This window comes from Alcaligenes pakistanensis, from assembly GCF_014652815.1.
In the GTDB taxonomy this organism is placed as follows: Bacteria; Pseudomonadota; Gammaproteobacteria; order Burkholderiales; family Burkholderiaceae_B; genus Alcaligenes; species Alcaligenes pakistanensis.
This window is the reverse complement of sequence record NZ_BMZN01000001.1, coordinates 554,383-572,898: the sequence shown is the minus strand read 5'-3', so window position 1 is coordinate 572,898 and position 18,516 is coordinate 554,383. Positions and strand designations below refer to the sequence as shown.

21 protein-coding genes are annotated in these 18,516 nt (G+C 55.6%); 17 read left to right on the top strand and 4 right to left on the bottom strand.

Annotation, left to right across the window (positions count from 1 at the left end):
- Window positions 1–106: 106 nt before the first annotated feature.
- Window positions 107–748: a peroxiredoxin gene (locus IE156_RS02630; RefSeq protein WP_189390918.1), complete on the top strand. Its 642-nt coding sequence runs from the start codon at window positions 107–109 to the stop codon at window positions 746–748.
- 322 nt (window positions 749–1,070) lie between these two features.
- Window positions 1,071–1,265, top strand: a complete 195-nt coding sequence (locus tag IE156_RS02625) for a hypothetical protein (RefSeq protein ID WP_042481688.1) — start codon at window positions 1,071–1,073, stop codon at window positions 1,263–1,265.
- 34 nt (window positions 1,266–1,299) lie between these two features.
- Here IE156_RS02625 and IE156_RS02620 read toward each other — a convergent pair whose 3' ends face one another.
- Window positions 1,300–2,070, bottom strand: a complete 771-nt coding sequence (locus IE156_RS02620) for a lipoate--protein ligase family protein (RefSeq protein WP_229840914.1) — start codon at window positions 2,068–2,070, stop codon at window positions 1,300–1,302.
- Window positions 2,067–2,342, bottom strand: coding sequence for a lipoate-protein ligase small subunit (gene lplB, locus IE156_RS02615; RefSeq protein ID WP_189390917.1), 276 nt, complete (start codon window positions 2,340–2,342; stop codon window positions 2,067–2,069). Before lplB ends, IE156_RS02620 begins: the two co-directional genes overlap by 4 nt.
- A gap of 270 nt (window positions 2,343–2,612) precedes the next feature.
- On the opposite strand from lplB, the gene rplS reads away from it, so the two are divergent.
- On the top strand, window positions 2,613–2,987 hold the full coding sequence (gene rplS, locus IE156_RS02610; RefSeq protein WP_189390916.1) for a 50S ribosomal protein L19: 375 nt from the start codon (window positions 2,613–2,615) through the stop codon (window positions 2,985–2,987).
- Window positions 2,988–3,139: 152 nt separating this feature from the next.
- Window positions 3,140–3,811, top strand: a complete 672-nt coding sequence (locus tag IE156_RS02605; RefSeq protein WP_189391392.1) for an NUDIX hydrolase — start codon at window positions 3,140–3,142, stop codon at window positions 3,809–3,811.
- Between the two features lie 92 nt (window positions 3,812–3,903).
- On the opposite strand, the gene rsgA is transcribed toward IE156_RS02605, so the two are convergent.
- The gene (gene rsgA / locus IE156_RS02600; protein ID WP_189390915.1) at window positions 3,904–4,803 is read right to left on the bottom strand and encodes a ribosome small subunit-dependent GTPase A; all 900 of its coding nucleotides are present in this window, start codon (window positions 4,801–4,803) and stop codon (window positions 3,904–3,906) included.
- Window positions 4,800–6,047: a M48 family metallopeptidase gene (locus IE156_RS02595; protein ID WP_189390914.1), complete on the bottom strand. Its 1,248-nt coding sequence runs from the start codon at window positions 6,045–6,047 to the stop codon at window positions 4,800–4,802. Before IE156_RS02595 ends, rsgA begins: the two co-directional genes overlap by 4 nt.
- Before the next feature lie 43 nt (window positions 6,048–6,090).
- Here IE156_RS02595 and orn point away from each other — a divergent pair, with 43 nt between their 5' ends.
- From orn to uvrC, 13 genes are all read left to right on the top strand, one after another.
- Window positions 6,091–6,636, top strand: a complete 546-nt coding sequence (gene orn, locus IE156_RS02590) for an oligoribonuclease (protein WP_009455985.1) — start codon at window positions 6,091–6,093, stop codon at window positions 6,634–6,636.
- A 286-nt stretch (window positions 6,637–6,922) separates the two neighbouring features.
- Window positions 6,923–7,915, top strand: coding sequence for a 1,2-phenylacetyl-CoA epoxidase subunit PaaA (paaA, locus tag IE156_RS02585; protein ID WP_189390913.1), 993 nt, complete (start codon window positions 6,923–6,925; stop codon window positions 7,913–7,915).
- Between the two features lie 93 nt (window positions 7,916–8,008).
- Window positions 8,009–8,293 carry a 1,2-phenylacetyl-CoA epoxidase subunit PaaB gene (gene paaB, locus IE156_RS02580; RefSeq protein ID WP_003799192.1) on the top strand — a complete coding sequence of 95 codons (285 nt, stop codon included), beginning with the start codon at window positions 8,009–8,011 and terminating at the stop codon, window positions 8,291–8,293.
- Between the two features lie 8 nt (window positions 8,294–8,301).
- Window positions 8,302–9,066, top strand: a complete 765-nt coding sequence (gene paaC, locus IE156_RS02575) for a 1,2-phenylacetyl-CoA epoxidase subunit PaaC (protein WP_189390912.1) — start codon at window positions 8,302–8,304, stop codon at window positions 9,064–9,066.
- 5 nt (window positions 9,067–9,071) lie between these two features.
- Window positions 9,072–9,572: a 1,2-phenylacetyl-CoA epoxidase subunit PaaD gene (gene paaD, locus IE156_RS02570; protein WP_189390911.1), complete on the top strand. Its 501-nt coding sequence runs from the start codon at window positions 9,072–9,074 to the stop codon at window positions 9,570–9,572.
- Window positions 9,573–9,576: 4 nt separating this feature from the next.
- The gene (gene paaE, locus IE156_RS02565; RefSeq protein ID WP_189390910.1) at window positions 9,577–10,659 is read left to right on the top strand and encodes a 1,2-phenylacetyl-CoA epoxidase subunit PaaE; all 1,083 of its coding nucleotides are present in this window, start codon (window positions 9,577–9,579) and stop codon (window positions 10,657–10,659) included.
- Window positions 10,660–10,742: 83 nt separating this feature from the next.
- Window positions 10,743–12,407, top strand: a complete 1,665-nt coding sequence (gene paaN / locus IE156_RS02560; RefSeq protein ID WP_189390909.1) for a phenylacetic acid degradation protein PaaN — start codon at window positions 10,743–10,745, stop codon at window positions 12,405–12,407.
- Between the two features lie 14 nt (window positions 12,408–12,421).
- Window positions 12,422–13,213: a 2-(1,2-epoxy-1,2-dihydrophenyl)acetyl-CoA isomerase PaaG gene (gene paaG, locus IE156_RS02555; protein ID WP_189390908.1), complete on the top strand. Its 792-nt coding sequence runs from the start codon at window positions 12,422–12,424 to the stop codon at window positions 13,211–13,213.
- Window positions 13,213–13,674, top strand: a complete 462-nt coding sequence (paaI, locus tag IE156_RS02550; RefSeq protein WP_189390907.1) for a hydroxyphenylacetyl-CoA thioesterase PaaI — start codon at window positions 13,213–13,215, stop codon at window positions 13,672–13,674. Before paaG ends, paaI begins: the two co-directional genes overlap by 1 nt.
- A gap of 75 nt (window positions 13,675–13,749) precedes the next feature.
- The gene (gene paaK, locus IE156_RS02545) at window positions 13,750–15,063 is read left to right on the top strand and encodes a phenylacetate--CoA ligase PaaK (protein ID WP_189390906.1); all 1,314 of its coding nucleotides are present in this window, start codon (window positions 13,750–13,752) and stop codon (window positions 15,061–15,063) included.
- Window positions 15,064–15,192: 129 nt separating this feature from the next.
- Window positions 15,193–15,651, top strand: coding sequence for a holo-ACP synthase (gene acpS / locus IE156_RS02540; RefSeq protein WP_189390905.1), 459 nt, complete (start codon window positions 15,193–15,195; stop codon window positions 15,649–15,651).
- Window positions 15,648–16,703, top strand: a complete 1,056-nt coding sequence (gene nagZ / locus IE156_RS02535) for a beta-N-acetylhexosaminidase (RefSeq protein ID WP_189390904.1) — start codon at window positions 15,648–15,650, stop codon at window positions 16,701–16,703. The genes acpS and nagZ overlap by 4 nt, the downstream gene beginning before the upstream one ends.
- Window positions 16,666–18,489 carry an excinuclease ABC subunit UvrC gene (uvrC, locus tag IE156_RS02530; protein ID WP_189391391.1) on the top strand — a complete coding sequence of 608 codons (1,824 nt, stop codon included), beginning with the start codon at window positions 16,666–16,668 and terminating at the stop codon, window positions 18,487–18,489. Before nagZ ends, uvrC begins: the two co-directional genes overlap by 38 nt.
- Window positions 18,490–18,516 lie beyond the last annotated feature (27 nt).

Here is an 18,516-nt window from a genome sequence, read left to right as displayed (position 1 = left end):
TAATTATTTGAAACGTCGTCTTTATACTGACAAAATCGTCTGACTAGTCCTGATTATTTAAGTCAGTGATGTCCTAATCGCTGCTGTATTTAGAAAGAGGAACGTAATGGCTACACTTCGTCTGGGTGACCTGGCCCCTGATTTTGAACAAAAATCCTCCGCTGGCACCATCAAGTTTCACGAGTTCTTGGGCAATAGCTGGGGTATCTTGTTCTCCCATCCAGCCGACTTCACGCCTGTGTGCACTACCGAGCTGGGCTACACCGCCAAATTGGCGGATGAGTTTGCCAAGCGCGATGTAAAAGTCATTGCTGTTTCGGTTGACGATGTCGATTCCCACGGTAAGTGGATTGATGACATCAACGAAACTCAAAAAACCACGGTTAATTTCCCGATCTTGGCTGATGCTGATCGCAAGGTGTCGGATCTGTACGATATGATCCACCCCAATGCCAGCACCACCGTGACGGTGCGTTCGGTGTTCATCATCGATCCTGCCAAGAAAGTGCGTCTGATCATTACTTACCCTGCCAGCACGGGCCGTAACTTCAACGAAATCCTGCGTGTGGTCGACTCGCTGCAATTGACCGACAGCCACAGCGTGGCAACGCCTGTGAACTGGGAAGATGGCGACGACGTGATCATCGTCCCTAGCCTGAAAGACCCTGAAGTTCTGAAGCAGAAATTCCCCAAAGGCTTCACCGAGATCCGTCCCTACTTGCGTGTGACGCCTCAACCTAACAAGTAATCGCTACTTGGGCCTTTAGGTTCAGACAAAAAGCCCTCTTGCTGTCATGGCAAGAGGGCTTTTCTATGGGCGCTGGATTTGGAAAAAGCTCTGTCTCCACCGTGTTTTATACAGTGGTTTATACAGCGTTTTGAGGAGAGATAACACTGTGGTTTCGTAGTGCAAGCAGTAGGGATGGATCTTGCATAGTTCTTGGAAATGGCTTGTTGTCTGGGTTTCAAGCGTCCCGTGGGTTGGGCGCAACAAGACTTGTATCAGCAATTGCACTAGATGCTGGTTTTAAGTACAGTACTGTATAAGAAAACAGTAAACGGAGTTAGTCATGTCCAGTCCAAGCCGTCATTACCGTCCTCAAGCCACTCCACGTTTCCGTGGTCCTGTGCGTTCAGCTGCATCGTCCAGCCCATTCTCCAAGCCTTTGTCCTTCAAGGCCAAGGTCATGGATGTATGTTTGGTTGCTGTGTGGGGTGCCAGTATTCCTGGCTTGCTGTGGCTGGGCAGCATGGGTGGGTTTTAAGCCTGCACCACGACACTGCCCTTTCCAGTAAAGATCAGGGCACTAGCTGTGTCCATTCGTTCGACAGGAAGCGGTCCCGCGCCAGTTTCTCGGCTTGTTCCAGTGTTGATGCATCCAGCGTGCTGGGTTTAAGAGCCGTTTTTTTACGGAACACATCCAGCATGGCTTCGATGACCGCTTCACGACTCATGCCCGTTTGACTGCGGATCGGGTCAACGCGTTTCTTGGCGCTGGTTGTGCCTTTGTCGGACAGCTTCTCTTTACCAATCCGCAGGACTTCCAACATCTTGTCGGCGTCAATGTCGTACGCCATGGTCACATGGTGCAACACCGCATTGCCGCGACGCGCTTGTGCTGCACCGCCAATTTTGCCACCGGCACTGGTGATGTCGTTTAACGGCTGATACCAGGCATCAATGCCAATTTCACGCAGGGCTTCAATGACCCAGGAATCCAGGAATTCGTAGGACTCCTGAAAGGTCATGCCAGCTACAAACTGCTTGGGTACGCTTAGCGAGTAAGTAATCGTGTTGCCTGGCTCGATAAACATGGCACCACCACCGCTGATGCGACGTACCACGCGGATACCGTGGTGGGCCGCGGCATCGGCTTCGATTTCATTGCGCAGTGATTGGAAGCGGCCAATCACGACAGCGGCTTCTTGCCACTCCCAGATACGCAGGGTAGGGGCGCGGGTGCCGTCGCTGACTTCCTGGGTAATAATTTCATCCAGCGCCATATGCAAGGCGGCAGGCTGCGGGTCGGTATGGATCAGTTCCCAGGGCAATTCGTTCCAACTCATCATGCCAGTGCCCTCCGCAGCACGATGCCTATGGCTTGTGGGTCCAGGCCGAACATTTCCGTATCCGATGGCAGGGCGCGACTGACGTGGGCGGCAATTTCTTCAGCGCTGCTGTTAACGGACAGGCCTTGTAAAGCCTGATTGATCAGGCCCAGTGCTTCGGGGGGTTCCAGAAAGAAGTCGCCGCTCAATCGTGCTTGTTCGATCATATTGTCTTTGACATCCAGATCGATCACGACCAGCTTGCCCCCAGGAACTTTGTATTCGGCATGCATAGACTTGTCCTCTTGATAAGGTCGGCCCCGGTTCAAGGGGGCGGCGGTGCGTGTAAAGAGCCGCAGGCGCTGCGTTTAATATGGGGCAGAATGCCCAAAGTGTCGTATTTTAGCGTAGTTAAACGCTGATGAGACTGGGCTTGATCGGGCAAAAGGCTTGGTAATTCATGCTTTTTGCTGGTAGAATCATGGGCTAATCATTTTTTTTCATCCTCTGTCAGCGCAATTTTTATAATTGCTGTGGCTGATACGATGATTTTGGAGTTAATCGTGGATTTGATCGCAATTCTTGAGCAAGAAGAAATCCAGCGCCTGACCGGTGGCAAACTGCCTCCCGAGTTCGGTCCTGGTGACACTGTCGTTGTGAACGTAAACGTGGTTGAAGGTACGCGTAAGCGTGTTCAGGCTTACGAAGGCGTGGTTATCGGCCGTCGCAATCGTGGTTTGAACTCTTCTTTCATCGTTCGCAAGATTTCTTCTGGCGAAGCGGTTGAGCGTACATTCCAGCTGTATTCCCCGCAGATTGCCAGCATCGAAGTCAAGCGTCGTGGCGCTGTGCGTCGTGCTAAACTGTACTATCTGCGCGAACGCTCGGGTAAAGCCGCTCGCATCAAAGAAAAACTCGTTCGTCGTTCGGGTAACTAATCCCAAGCGAATAGCGATGCAAAGGCACCCAGGCGGGTGCCTTTGTTTTTATGTGGGATCACATACCAGTTCTTATGGATAAGCCTCGTATCAGGCCCGTTATCGTTCCTGGATTCGACCCTCGCAGCCAGCCCTTGGTTGCCCTGGACCCATTGCCTGACTTGCCTGCTCAGGCGCTACAGCTTGATTTCTTGCGCAGTGCGTTTGCCGAGCCCATACAGTGGCAGGTCGAGCCTTTGTTTCGCAGCTCTTTTTATCCAGAGTTTCTGCCTGGTTCCATGAATGTGCGCTCCGCCGTTTGTATTGGTGTGATGCAGCGCCCCGAGGGGCCAACCGTCATTTTTACGCGCCGGGCCATGCACCTGCATAATCACGCAGGGCAGATCAGCTTTCCGGGTGGACGTATTGAGGCCTCTGACTTGGGGCCGGTTGAGGCAGCCTTGCGTGAAACGCAGGAAGAAATCGGCATCGAGCCGCGTTTTGTGCGTTATCTGGGCCAGCACCCTATTTTTGTCACCAGCACCCAGTTTGCCATGCGCCCGATTATTGGCGAGCTGCAGGCGGGGTTTCAGCTCTTGCCTGATAGCTCGGAGGTGGCTGAAGTATTTGAGGTGCCACTGGCCGTCTTGCTGGACCCGCAACGTCACCAGTTGCACCATGCAGACTTACCGGATGGGGCGGGCCGCTATTACTTCTCTATTCCGTGGGGGCCGTACTTTATCTGGGGCGCCACCGCGGTTTTGATTCGGAATCTGTACCACCATCTCTCTGCTGCCTGGGGGCAATTGTCTGCCGGCGGGGACACTCAAGCCAAGAACCTGTAATTTGGTTTGATGAGCTTGGGTTGAAAGCAAGCGTGAGGGCAGGGTCTTGGACGTTTTGCGCCTAGGCCCCACCGTCTGGTTGCTTGAGAGACTCAATAGCGGGACTTGTTTTCGTGCTCAGCCAGTAAACGCTGATAAAGAGCATGGCGTTCGGGGTGAATAGTGCCTGCCTCGATGGCCGCCAAGACACCGCAACCGGGTTCGTGGCGGTGGGTGCAATTATAAAAACGACAAGACTCGACCGCTTCCCGAAAGTCCGGGAAACCGTGCGCAATATCTTCCTGTGTCATATGCGACAAACCGAAGGCTTGAAAGCCGGGGCTATCGATCAGATCGCCACTATTGGGCAGGTGATAGAGGCGTGTGCTGGTCGTGGTGTGCCGCCCCGCTCCTAGCGCCACTGAATATTCCTGAGTCAGTGCGCCCGCATCGGGTACCAGAGCGTTGAGCAAGGTGGATTTGCCCATACCACTTTGCCCCAGCAGCAAAGTGCGTTTGTTGGCCAGCCAAGGGTCCAGTGTTTGCCGGGTCTGCTCAGGCTCCAGCGCCACCATTTCCAGGATAGGTACCCCTAGGGCGGCGATCGGTGCAAGCTTCTTGCGCGCTCGCTCCAGATGGGTGCCCAAATCGGCCTTGTTCAGGATAATGACTGGTTTAATATCTACACTCCAGGCCGCCACCAGGGCGCGCCCCAGCAGGTCTTCGGAGTAGGCTGGCTCGGGTGCCACCACAATCAGGAGCTGATCAATATTGGCAGCAAATTGCTTGGTGCGAAAATCGTCCGAGCGGTAGAGCAGGTTGCGCCGTTCCTGCACCCCTTCAATAGAGCCTTCATCTTTACCCTGCATCAGCACATCGACCTGATCGCCAACGGCTATTCCTGCTTTTTTGCCGCGTGGAAAGCACTTGATGGTCTGGCCATCAGGCAGCTCGACAAAGTAGTGGCGACCATGGGCGGCGGTCACAAGACCGCTAATGTATTTGGATGTCATGCCAGGCTTTTCAGATGTCGAATGCGATCAATCGCGTTGGGGTGGCTGTCGTAAAAGGCAGAATGCATAGGGTCGGGTGTCAAGGTTGCAGCGTTGTCGTTATACAGTTTAAGCAGTGCGCTGATCAAATCCTGGGCTTGGCTGTGCTCTGCGGCAAAGCGGTCGGCCTGATACTCATCGCGGCGTGACAGCATGGCACTCAAGGGGCCCATCCAGAAGGTGAAGGTAGGCACCACCATGAAGAAAAGGATCAGGGCCAGGGCATCGTTGGCATGGTCCAGTTGGGGGACCACACCCAAGCCGGTATAAAAGCCCACCTTGCCCCAGGCCCAGCCTGCCAGCAGGAAAAACAGTAATGAGGTTACGACGCTGATCAGCAGACGGCGTTGAATGTGGCGGTGTTTAAAGTGGCCCAGCTCATGAGCCAGCACCGCTTCCACCTCTTCGGCTTGCAGCTTATTTAGCAGAGTATCAAAAAAGACGATGCGCTTTTGGCGTCCCATGCCGGTGAAGTAGGCATTGCCATGCGCGGAGCGGCGCGAGCCGTCCATCACATACAAGCCGTTGGTTTGAAAACCGCAGCGTTGGGCCAAAGCGTTGATTCGATCACGCAAGCTGACATCGTCCAAGGGCTTGAAGGTATTGAAGATAGGGGCAATTACGCGCGGGTACAGCCAGAGCACCAACAGGTTGAAGACCAGCCACAAGCCCCAGCCGTACCAAGGCCAGGAAGGGCCGGCCCAGCTCATCAGGCTGAGCAGGGCGGCGCACAAGGGAGTGCCCAGAATCAGCACGATGAGCAGTGTTTTGGCAGTATCTGCAAAAAACAGGCCGGGCTTCATGCGATTGAAGCCAAAGCGGGCTTCCAGCACAAATTTGCGATACCAGGCAAAGGGCAGGCCAACGATTCCCATAATCGCCAACACAGCACCAATCAGGCTTAGTTGACGCAGCAATTCATGACTGATCCAGTTGCTTAGTGTGATATCCAGCCATTCCAGGCCGCCCAGCAGCGTAAAGCACAGCAATACGACCGCCTCGACTAAACGCTCGCTCAAACCCAGCCGGGTGCGCGCAATGGTGTAGCGCGCTGCCCGCTGATGGCTATGCAGGCCAATGCGTTCGGAAAACTCGGCAGGCACTTCGTTTTTATGACGGTACACGTGCCGGATCTGCCGCAGGCCTAAATAAAAGCGCAGCAAAACATCCGCAAGCAGAAAGATAATGAACAACAAGGTCAGCATGTAGGCGGCTATATGTAAAATGGGCGTTTTGAGGAATGATTATATGGCGGTTCACACACAGCGTCTGGTCTGGCTCGATATGGAGATGACAGGACTGGACCCGGACAAAGAGCGCATCATCGAAGTTGCGGTCGTGGTAACGGAAGCAGACTTGACCCTGGTGGCCGAAGGCCCGGTCCTGGTGGTCCATCAAAGCAATGCATTGCTCGATGGCATGGATGCCTGGAATAAAGGGACTCATGGTCGCAGCGGCCTGATCGACAAGGTCAAAGCTTCTACCCTGACCGAAGCGCAGGCCGAGGATCAGTTGTTGGAATTTCTGAAAGAGCATGTGCCTGCTGGAAAGTCGCCCTTGTGCGGCAACACCATCAGCCAGGATCGACGCTTTATGTACCGTTACATGCCTCGTCTGGAGGCCTTCTTCCATTACCGCAATCTGGATGTCAGCACCTTGAAAGAGCTGGCTTTGCGTTGGAAGCCTGAAGTGGTTAAAAGTTTCGTCAAGCAAAGCCGCCACGAGGCTTTGGCTGATATTTACGAATCCATTGATGAGCTGAAGCACTACCGAGAGCACTTTATCCGCCTGTAAAAAGAAGGTGGGGCAGGGCTGGCAAAACGCTGGCCGGAATCAGGTTTTTAACCTGGCGATCTGCTCGAGGCGGGGCCTGGTTGCTGGATCAAGACCGAGGGAAGCGATTTATCGCCCCTCGGTTTTTTTACGTCTAAGTATTTACCCTTAAAGCATCTGTTCTGGGGCCATATGATACGGATTTGCGATTGACATCACATTTTTCGTATTAAATAATGAAGCGTATATTGTTTGCGTCAAAACAAATTTTGTTGAGTCGCTTTCAGCACTCTTACCGGGGATGGTCATGTATGCACAACTTGTAGAGACAGGCGTCAAGCAGGTCCAGGATATCGAGCTGATGTCCGACGAAGAACGTCGGTTTCAAGAGCGCATCGATGAGGGTGTTCGCATCGAAGCCAGGGACTGGATGCCCGAAGCCTATCGCAAAACTTTAGTGCGCCAGATCTCTCAGCACGCGCACTCCGAGATTGTCGGGATGCTGCCCGAAGGTAACTGGATTACCCGTGCCCCTTCGCTCAAACGCAAAGCCATTTTGATGGCCAAGGTGCAGGACGAGGCCGGTCATGGTCTGTACCTGTACAGCGCAGCTGAAACGCTGGGCGTAGGCCGCGACAAGCTGGTCGACGATCTGTTGTCGGGCAAAGCCAAGTACTCCAGCATTTTTAATTATCCCACCCTGAACTGGGCTGATATCGGCATGGTGGGCTGGCTGGTCGATGGCTCAGCCATCATCAACCAGATTCCCTTGTGCCGTTGCTCCTACGGTCCTTACGCCCGTGCCATGGTGCGTGTGTGTAAAGAAGAATCCTTTCACCAGCGCCAGGGTTATGACCTGCTGCTTCAGATGTGCCTGAACGGTACACCGGAGCAAAAGGCCATGGTTCAGGATTCCATCAACCGTTGGTGGTGGCCAGCTTTGATGATGTTCGGTCCTTCGGATGCGGACTCCACCAACAGCGCCCAGTCCATGCAGTGGAAGATCAAGCTGTTCTCCAACGACGAATTGCGCCAGAAGATGGTGGACCAGACAGTGCCACAGGCCGAGTACCTGGGTCTGACGATTCCTGATCCTGATCTGCGCTGGAACGAAGAGCGCGGTCATTACGACTTTGGCGAGATCGATTGGGAAGAGTTCTGGGCGGTGATCAAGGGCAATGGTCCCTGTAATCGTGAACGACTCCAAGCCCGAGTCCAGGCCCATGAAAACGGCGCCTGGTTCCGTGATGCCCTGGAGGCACATGGCCAAAAACAGGAAGCTGTCCGCAGGGTGGCTTGATCAATAAGGCTTGGAAACCTGCCCGGTTTCTGATTCGATCCGATTCGCAGCAGGCGCTTTGAGAGCACCGCTGCACAGCAAGGAATTTTCAGTATGAGCAAGAACGATTGGCCCCTGTGGGAAGTGTTTATTCGCAGCCAGCACGGCTTGGCCCACAAACACGTAGGTAGCTTGCACGCCCCTGATGCCGAAATGGCCATCAACAATGCCCGCGATGTGTACACCCGTCGTAATGAAGGCGTGAGCATCTGGGTAGTCCGTGCAGCTGATATCGCGGCCTCTAGCCCAGGTGACAAAGGCCCGCTGTTCGAGCCTTCCAACACCAAGGTCTACCGTCACCCTACTTTTTTCCCTATGCCTGACGGCATCAATATGTAGGAATGGGTATGGATAACGCTTTATTTTCCTACGCCCTGCGCATGGGCGATTCCACCTTGGTGCTGGCTCAGCGTCTGGGTGAGTGGACTGGTCACGGCCCGGCTCTGGAAGAAGAGCTGGCCTGTGCCAATACTGCACTGGACTTGTTGGGTCAGGCCCGCATGTGGCTGAGCTTGGCTGGCGAGACGGAAGGGCAGGGCCGTGACGAAGATCGTCTCGCCTACCACCGTGACGTTCATGAGTACGCCAACTACCTCTTGGTGGAGCGCGAGAACGGTCATTACGGCGACACCCTGGCACGTCAGTTCCTGTTTGATGCCTGGCATTGTTTCTTGCTGGAGAAATTGATTGAATCCAGCGACGAGCAGATCCGTGCCATTGCCCAGAAGGCGCATAAAGAAGTGCTGTATCACCTGCGCCGCTCGACAGATTTGATTGTGCGTCTGGGCGACGGTACGCCAGAAAGCCACCAGCGCATGCAGCAAGCCATTGATGAAGCCTGGTACTACACCGGCGAATTGTTCCTGGATGATGCTGTCACCGAGGAACTGGCTCAGCGTCAGGCCGTGCCTTTGATGGCCAGCCTGTGGGGGCCTTGTTTTGAGTACATGCAGTCTGTGTTTGAGCGTGCAACCTTGCGTTGCCCGGCCGAGCAGGACGCCCAGCACAAAGCGTATCGCGGTGGCCCTCAAGGTCGTCACACGGAAGCGTTAGGGTTTCTGCTGGCGGAAATGCAACATCTGCCACGTATGTACCCCGACGCAACGTGGTGATCGCCATGACACAGACCTGGAGCACCGAGCAGGTTATGCAGGTATTGGCCACGGTTCCAGACCCGGAGATCCCGGTGATCTCCCTACTGGACCTGGGCATTGTGCGTGACGTGAACTGGGAAGAGGGCGTGTGTGTGGTCACCATCACACCGACCTATTCCGGTTGTCCGGCGATGTACGAGATGAGCCACTCGATTGAGCAGGCTTTGCAGCAGGCTGGCATCGAGCAGGTTCGTGTCGATACCAAGCTGTCGCCGGCCTGGACGACCGACTGGATGAGCGAGCAGGGCAAAGTGGCCTTGCGAGATTACGGTATCGCTCCCCCAGCCCAGAATGCGGTTGATATTTCTGGTTTGCTAAGCCAGCCCGAGGCGCCTGTGGTGGCTTGTCCTCAATGCGGGTCCACGCATACACGGGTGATCAGCCAGTTTGGCTCCACCCCCTGTAAGGCGCTGTATCGCTGCATCAGCTGCGGTGAACCATTCGATTACTTTAAGGCGCATTAATCCTATGAGTCAGTTTTACTCTCTTCCTGTGGCCTCGGTCTCCCGCAGCACTCGCGATGCAGTGGTGGTGGCCTTTACTGTGCCCGACGATTTGCAGGATGTGTTTCAGTTTCGCCCCGGTCAGTACCTGACCTTGCGCACCCATTTGGACGGCCAGGAACTGCGCCGCTCTTACTCGATCTGTGCTGCGCCTCACGATCGTTTGTTGCGCGTGGCGATCAAGCGCGTGAATGATGGTGCTTTCTCTACCTGGGCCAACAGCAATCTGGAAGCCGGTGCCTCCCTGGAAGTGATGCCACCGGATGGCAACTTCACGGTGGATTTCGAGCCCGGTCAGGCTCACCGTTACGCCGCCTTTGCCGTGGGTAGCGGGATTACGCCGATTCTGTCGCTGGTGAAAACCGCGCTGAATACCGAACCTAATTCTACCTTTACGCTGTTTTTTGGTAATCGTGCTTCGTCGGCCATCATGTTCCGCGAAGAGATCGAGGACCTGAAAAACACCTATATGGAACGTTTCTCCATCGTGTATATCATGAGCCGGGAAACGCAGGATATTGACCTGTTCAATGGTCGTCTGGATGGCGAGAAAGTGCGCCAGCTGATGCAGCAATGGTTCGATCCAAGCAGCGTGGACGTGGCCTTTGTGTGTGGTCCTCAGGACATGAGCGAGCAGGTGGTTGCTGCCTTGCAGGAAAATGGCCTGGAAAAATCCCAGATCAAGTTCGAGCTGTTCGGCGCCCCCAAAGGCCCCCGCGCTCTGCGTACGGGCGAAGAGTCGCGCAAGGCACCGGGCAAGGAAGAGTGCGAACTAACCGTGATTCAAGACGGTATCACCCGCAACCTGACCATCAGCAAGAGCAATAGCAGTATTTTGGACGCGGCTCTGGAGCAAGGACTGGAGTTACCTTACTCCTGTAAAGGTGGGGTTTGTTCCACCTGCCGTTGCAAAGTGGTAGAGGGCGAAGTGGATATGGACGCCAACTTTGCACTGGAAGATTACGAAGTCGCCCGTGGTTTCGTGCTCAGTTGCCAAAGCTTTCCGGTGACCGACCGGGTGGTGATTGACTTCGATCAGGAAACCTAAGACCGCAGAAAAACAGCGGTTTTTCAAGAATCTGGACGCCAGCTTCCCCGCTTGGCGTCCTACTAGTTTCAGGAGCACATTGTATGGCAGCAGATTTTTTCAAGACGCATCAGGCAACGCTGGATCAAGCCTTGAGCAGCATTCTGGAGCGCAATTTCTGGAGCGCTTATCCTGAAAATCCTAGCCCTCGCGCCTATGGCGAGACGGCGGCTCAGGACGGTCAGGCTGCTTTTGAGGCTTACCGTGGCAAAGCCTTTCCATTGGCGCTGGAAGGCGTACAAGGTGAAGTAGGCAATGAGCAGTCGCCTTTTGGTTTTGACCTGGGTATCCGCTATCCCAAAGTATCTGTAGACCAATTGGTGGCCCAATCGCAATTGGCGCTGGATAGCTGGCGCGACGCCGGCCCGCAGGCCTGGGTTGGGGTCTGCCTGGAAATCTTGCACCGCCTGAACAAGCGCAGTTTTGAAATTGCCCACGCCGTGCAGCACACCACCGGTCAAGGCTTCATGATGGCCTTTCAGGCAGGTGGCCCTCACGCTCAGGAACGTGCGTTGGAAGCCGTGGCCTACGCCTGGCAGGAAATGGCTCGTATTCCTGGTCTGGTTGAGTGGATCAAACCCCAGGGCAAACATGATCCTATCCAGATGAAAAAGCAGTTCAAAGTGGTGCCCCGTGGCATCGGTCTGGTGATTGGTTGCTCCACTTTCCCGACCTGGAACGGTTACCCCGGCCTGTTTGCCTCGTTGGCAACCGGTAATACAGTGATTGTGAAGCCGCACCCTGGCGCGATTCTGCCCTTGGCGATTACCGTTGCGATTGCTCGCGAAGTATTGGCTGAAGCGGGCTTCAACCCTAATGTAGTCTTGTTGGCCGCTCACGAGCCACAAGAAGATACGGCTCAGCAGCTGGCCATGAGTCCAGCCGTCAAGCTGATCGACTTTACCGGCAGCAGTCAAAACGGTAACTGGTTGGAGCAAAATGCTCGCCACGCTTTGGTCTACACCGAAAAAGCGGGTGTGAACCAAGTCATTATTGATTCGGTTGAAGACTTTAAGGCCGTGGCCCGTAACCTGGCTTTCTCCTTTGCGCTGTACTCCGGCCAAATGTGTACTGCCCCTCAGAACATCTATGTGCCCCGTGATGGTATCCGTACCGCTGACGGCGTAATGAGTTTTGACGAAGTGGCTCAAGGCTTGGCTCAAGCGGTGCAAAAACTGGTGTCCGATCCTGCTCGTGCGGTTGAAATTACCGGCGCGGTACAGAACGAAGCCTGCGCACAACGTATTGATCAGGCTCGCCAACTGGGCATGCCTATTCTGGCAGATAGCCTGACACTGGAACATCCCGCCTTCCCGGATGCTCGTGTGCGCACTCCACTGGTCTTGCAGGCCCGTGTGGATCAGCCCGAGATCCAGCAAGAGTGGTTTGGCCCCATCGTATTTGTGGTGCAAACCGATTCGACCGAGCAAAGCATTGAAGTGGCAGGTCGCAACGTGGTCGAGCACGGTGCACTGACTTTGTCGGCCTACAGTACCGATGATGCTGTGACTGCCAAGATTCAGCGCATGGCTGAGCGTTCCGGCGTGTCCTTGTCCCTGAACCTGACCGGCGCTGTGTTCATTAACCAGACCGCCGCCTACAGCGACTTCCACGGTACGGGCGCCAACCCGGCTGCCAACGCATCCCTGTCGGATTCGGCCTATGTGGCTAACCGTTTCCGCGTCGTCCAGACTCGTTGGCATTTCTAAAGGAGGGTGGCCAGGTGACTGACCAAAGTATTCAATTTCAGCTGGAAAATGGCGTAGCGCGCATTACCTTGAACCGTCCGGACAAGCTCAACAGCTTTACGGCCGATATGCACGCTGAGCTGGCACAGGCTCTGGATAAGGTAGAGCAGTGCGCGGATCTGCGCGTATTGATTCTGACGGGTAATGGTCGCGGCTTTTGCGCCGGCCAGGACTTGTCCGAGCGCCAGATGAGTGCAGGCGATGCGCCTGTGGATCTGGGTGCCACGATTGAAAAGTTCTACGGACCTTTGGTGCGTCGACTGCGCGCCCTGGCGGCCCCCGTCGTGGTGGGGGTCAATGGCGTGGCGGCGGGTGCCGGGGCCAATCTGGCCTTGGCTGGTGACCTCGTCATTGCCACTCGTTCGGCCAGCTTCATCCAGCCGTTCTGTCGTCTGGGTTTGCTGCCCGATACCGGCGGCACCTTCTTCCTGCCGCGTCTGGTGGGTACAGCACGCGCTATGGGTCTGTCTTTGCTGGGCGATAAGCTCTCGGCCGAGCAGGCTGCTCAATGGGGCTTGATCTGGGAATGTGTTGACGATGACGCTTTCCAGGCTCGCCTGGATGAGTTGGCCGTCCATTTTGCTCAGGCACCTACCAAGGGTCTGGCCTATGCCAAGAAAGCAATTTATGCCAGTGATGCCCATTCGCTTGATCAACAGTTGGACCTAGAGCGCGATTTGATGCGTGAACTGGGTGCATCCGGGGATTATCGCGAGGGTGTTAACGCATTTCTGGGCAAGCGTGCCCCCCAATTCAAAGGAAAGTAATGCAAAGCAACGCACTTGCTGTTGAAGATCCACAAGCGCTGGCTCAACAGGTCAGCGAGCATATGTATAGCAATGACCAGGCATCCCAGGCCTTGGGCCTGAGCCTGGATACCGTGGCACCCGGTGCGGCCGATATGAGCATGACGGTGCGTGCCGACATGCTGAACGGTCACAAGACCTGTCACGGTGGTTTCATTTTTGCTTTGGCTGACAGCACGTTTGCGTTTGCCTGCAATTCTCGCAATGCACCGACCGTGGCTTCAGGTTGCACCATTGATTACTTGGCACCTGCCTTTGAAGGGGATGTCCTGACGGCTCGTGCTGTCGAGGCTTCCCTGGCAGGCCGCACCGGTGTGTATGACATCGAAGTGGTCAACCAGAACGACAAGCGTATTGCCTTGTTCCGTGGGCGCTCGTATCGGCTAAATGGCACGGTACTGGGCGGAATTGAGAAAAAATAAACCTTTTGACGTTACATACCCTGTGGACCCGGGGGGGTCGGAAGTACCACACCAGCGGCAGGGCAGGAGTACACCATGACAGCAATTAAAGAACAGGTTGGCCGCGATGCTATCGAGCATGCAAGTGTTGACGAAATCCGTAACTTGCAGCTGCAACGTCTGAAATGGACCTTGCAACACGCTTACGACAATGTGCCGCATTACCGGCAGAAATTTGATGAGGCGGGCGTGCATCCCGACGATTTGAAGCAATTGTCGGATATTTCTAAATTTCCTTTCACGACCAAGCAGGACCTGCGTGATAACTACCCCTTCAAGATGTTTGCGGTCCCCCGTGAACAGGTAGCACGCGTGCATGCTTCCAGCGGTACCACCGGTAAACCTACCGTGGTGGGTTACACCGCCAATGATATTTCCACGTGGGCAGATTTGTTTGCCCGTTCTATGTGGGCGGGTGGTGCTCGCCCCGGCGACATCGCTCACGTTGCATACGGCTACGGTTTGTTCACAGGTGGCTTGGGTGCGCATTACGGTGCCGAGCGCCTGGGTTGCACGGTAGTCCCCATGTCCGGTGGCCAGACTGAAAAGCAGGTTCAGCTGATCCAGGATTTTCGTCCTGACGTGATCCTGGTTACGCCTTCGTATTTCTGCAATATCTTGGAAGAAATCGAGCGTCAAGGCATGGACCCACGCGATACCTCTTTGCGTATCGGTATTTTTGGTGCCGAGCCCTGGACGGGGCAGATGCGTCTGGATATTGAGCAGCGTGCCGGTATCGACGCCGTGGATATCTACGGCCTGTCCGAAGTGATGGGCCCTGGCGTGGCGATGGAGTGTGTAGAAAGCAAGGATGGCCCCGTGGTGTGGGAAGACCATTTCTACCCTGAAATCATCAATCCGGAAACCGGCGAGCCTGTGGCCGAAGGTGAAAGTGGTGAGCTGGTCTTTACCTCGCTGAGCAAAGAGGCCATGCCCGTCATTCGCTACCGCACCCGCGACCTGACCTCACTGCTGCCACCTACTTCGCGCAGCATGCGTCGTATCGGCAAGATTACGGGTCGCAGCGACGATATGGTCATTGTGCGCGGTGTGAACCTGTTCCCGACCCAGGTCGAAGAACTGGTTCTGAAAATGCCTGAACTGGCTGCCCAGTACCAGTTGGTGCTGAGCCGCAATGGCAATATGGACGAGCTGGAAATTCTGGTGGAAGTGCGTCCCGAGTTCAATCATTTGGACGATGCCCAGCGCGAGCAGCTGGCCCGCCGCCTGAGCCATTCGATCAAGACCTTTATTGGCGTCAGCGCACGAATTCGTGTGCAGTCTGCCGGCATGGTCGAGCGTACGATCACTGGCAAGGCCAAGCGTGTCGTGGATAAGCGCGCGTTTTAAGCCTGGTTCCTCTTGATCAAAAACGGCTCTGCCCAGGCAGGGCCGTTTTTGTATTCGGCGCTCTCACGGTATCATTGCAAGCTGGTAGGCGGCACAGGCCGTTTTCGCTGTCTTTTTTCTGATGACATCATGCCCCCAATACAGCCCGGTTTGATTGCCGGCATCGGCACCGACCTGATCCGTATTGATCGGATCGAGCGCGCCTTGGCTCGTCATGGTGAGCGCTTTGTAAAGCGTATCCTGGGCGAGCAGGAGCGAGAAGTCTATGCCCGTCGTCAGGCACGCGATCCGGTGCGAGGCTTGCGGTATCTGGCTACCCGTTTTGCGGCTAAAGAAGCCTTTTCCAAAGCGGTGGGACTGGGTATGCGTATGCCGATGGCCTGGTCGCGTATGCAAACCTTGAATGCGCCCGGTGGCCGTCCCGTCGTGCGCTTGTCTGCTGAGCTGCAAAGCTGGTTTGATGCCCGTTATGGGGCTGTTCATATTTCCCTGACCGACGAATCCGATATGGCCATGGCCTTTGTCGTGCTGGAAGCCAAAGCGCCTGCCATTTCCTCCTTATCCTTAGCTGAGTCTGACACTAAATGAGTTCTTCCTCGCAAGCAGTATTGCCTCCGGGCCCGGTCATGGTGGACGTGCAAGGCATGGTCCTTACCGATCAGGAGCGCGAGCGCCTGCGTCACCCGCTGGTTGGTGGCGTGATTTTGTTCAGCCGCAACTTTGAAAACCGTGCCCAACTGACCACCCTGTGTCAGTCCATTCACGAAGTGCGTAACGAGCCCTTGCTGATCGCCGTCGATCACGAAGGGGGGCGAGTCCAGCGTTTCCGTGAAGATGGCTTTACCACCCTGCCAGCCATGAGCCAGCTAGGCCAGCTGTGGACCCGCGACGCCGTCAAGGCTGCTGCCGTGGCCGCTGACACCGGTTATGTGTTGGCTGCTGAATTGCGTGCCTGCGGTGTGGACATGAGCTTTACGCCGGTTCTGGATCTGGACTGGGGTGTCAGCAAGGTTATTGGCGACCGTTCTTTCCACCGAAGCCCACGCGCCGTGTCCATGCTGGCCGCTGGATTGATCCGTGGTTTGAATAAAGCAGGCATGGCCGCTTGCGGTAAACACTTTCCTGGTCATGGTGGGGTCGAGGCTGATTCGCACCATGAAATCCCGGTCGATGATCGTACGCTGGAAGAAATCCTGGACGAGGACGCGGCGCCCTACGGTTGGCTGGGCACCTTACAGCTGCCGTCTGTGATGCCTGCTCACGTCATCTATTCCAAAGTCGATCCGCTGCCTGCCGGTTTCTCGCCATACTGGATCCAGCGCGTGCTACGCAAAGCTCTGGCCTATGACGGCGTGATCTTCTCTGACGACCTGACGATGGAAGGCGCCACCGTTGTGGGCGATATTCTGGCCCGTGCGCAAGCCGCTCTGGGAGCTGGTTGCGATATGGTGCTGGTGTGTAATCGCCCCGATCTGGCGGACGACTTGCTGGCACGTCTGGACTTCACTATTTCAGCAGAATCGCAAGACCGCATTCGTCGTTTGATGCCTACGACACCGGCTTTGGACTGGGACGCTTTGCAAGCGGATGAACACTATCAATATGCCCGCGGACTTCAATCTAAAATCCTATCTGTCTGATTTGCCGAATTTGCCGGGCGTGTACCGGCATATCGACGAACAGGGCGAGGTGCTGTACGTAGGCAAGGCGCGTGATCTCAAGCGTCGTGTCAGCTCGTACTTCCAAAAAACGCTAAGCAGTCCCCGTATTGCGCATATGGTGGCGCGCGTCGTGCGTATTGAAGTCACCGTGACCCGCAGCGAGGCCGAGGCCTTGCTGCTGGAAAACAACCTCATCAAGCGTCTGCGGCCGCGCTACAACATCCTGTTCCGGGATGACAAGTCCTACCCCTACCTGATGATCAGCGCCCACCAGGCGCCGCGTATTGCCTATTACCGGGGCAGTACCAGCGGGAAGGGGCATTTTTTCGGGCCGTACCCCAACTCCTGGGCAGTGCGTGAAACCATACAGATTCTGCAGCGTGTGTTCCGTTTGCGCACCTGTGAGGATAGCGTCTACGCCAACCGTAGTCGCCCCTGTTTGCTGCATCAGATCGGGCGCTGTTCTGCGCCCTGTGTGAACTTGATTTCACCCGAGCAGTACCAAATGGATGTGCAACGGGCTATCCACTTCCTGGATGGGAACACCACCGAAATCCTGGGTGAACTGCAAGATCGCATGATGCAGGCTTCCGACTCCCTGGATTTTGAGCAGGCCGCTGCCTTGCGCGACCAGATGAAAGCCCTGTCTGCCGTGCTACAGCAGCAAAGCATGGAGCAGGTGGGCAAGGAAGACGTAGACATTATTGTGGTGCTGAATGCCGGCGGGAAGTTCTGCGTGAACCTCGCCATGGTGCGGGGTGGACGCCATCTGGGCGACCGGGCCTTTTTTCCTACCCAGATCAACGACGATACCCCCAGCGATGTATTGGCGGCCTTTATCGCCCAACACTATCTGGAACGCCGCATGCCGCCTGTGCTGGTCTGCTCGCACTCCTTGCCGGATGCGGACTTGATGACCTTGCTGGCCGAGCAAACCGGTGTGAAAGCACGTGTCGTAGTGCGCCCGCAGGGTGTACGCAAGATATGGCTGGAGCAAGCCACCAAAAATGCGGGTCTGGCGCTGGCCCGCGTGCTTAGCGAATCCACTGCCCGCGCTGACCGTACCCGAGCTCTTGCGGAGGCTCTTCAGCTGGATTTGGACGAAGCCCAGCTGGACGCCTTGCATATCGAGTGTTTTGATATCAGCCATACGGCAGGCGAGGCCACGCAGGCCTCCTGTGTGGTTTATAAACACCATGAGATGCAGAACTCGCTTTACCGCCGCTACAACATTGCGGGCATCACGCCGGGCGATGATTATGCGGCAATGCGCCAGGTGCTGAACCGACGTTTCTCGCGGGTTGCCGAAGGTTTGGCCCCTTTGCCCGATATCGTCTTGATTGATGGTGGCAAGGGGCAAGTTGAAATCGCTCGCCAGGTTTTTGTGGAACTGGGTCTGGATATTCATGTCCTGGTCGGCGTAGCCAAGGGCGAAAAGCGTAAAGTAGGTCTGGAAACCTTGGTGTTTGCCGATGAACGCCCCCCGGTTGCCTTGGGGGTGGAGTCCGCCGCACTGATGTTGGTAGCTCAGGTACGTGACGAAGCCCACCGTTTTGCCATTACGGGCATGCGTGCCCAACGTGCCAAAACGCGTAATGTGTCACGACTGGAAGACATTGACGGGATTGGCGCCAAGCGGCGTCAGCGGCTGCTGGCTCGCTTTGGTGGTTTTAGCGGCGTTGCCGATGCAAGTATTGATGAGCTTAGTGCGGTTGATGGAATATCCACTGAACTGGCCGAACGCATTTATCATGCTTTACGATAGGCGAGAGCCTTTGTTTTAAATTAGGTT